This window comes from Salicola sp. AFF1 (assembly GCF_056783195.1).
This window is the reverse complement of the sequence record NZ_JBXAYL010000133.1, coordinates 1-463: the sequence shown is the minus strand read 5'-3', so window position 1 is coordinate 463 and position 463 is coordinate 1. Positions and strand designations below refer to the sequence as shown.

The 463-nt window shown below is 58.1% G+C and carries 1 protein-coding gene; it reads left to right on the top strand.

The window, feature by feature from the left end; all coding sequences use genetic code 11:
- A partial coding sequence (locus tag AC1RQI_RS17055; protein ID WP_481905809.1) for a transposase family protein occupies positions 1-463 on the top strand: 463 nt, incomplete at both ends.

Below are 463 nucleotides of genomic sequence, written 5' to 3'. Positions count from 1 at the left end.
GGTGGGCCACTGTCTGAACCGGCACACGTCGCTGATCAAAACCGCCCGCACCGTCGCCAAGCGGCACGGTATTCCGAACATTGAACTGATTCGGACGTATCTTGGTCTGATCACGCTGGGCAAAAGTGATTTCGAGGCGGCAGAACCCGTCCGAACAGATCCGTTCTTCAAATCTGCCCTGGGCATCAAGCAGTCGCCATCTTCAGCCCGTTTGCGGCAGCGATTCGATGAAGACGCTCAAGCTCTGATGCCACTTTTGGATGATGCCAGCGTTGAGTTTCTTCAGTCCGCCGAAGCCCCGGTGTCACCCCTGTCGATGGGCCATGTGGCCCTGGATATGGATGTCTTTCCCATGGACAACAGCCAGACCCACAAAGAGGGTGTCAGCTACACCTACAAGGGCTACGACGGCTACGCACCGATAGCGGCCTACCTGGGACAGGAAGGCTGGTGCCTGGGCTGC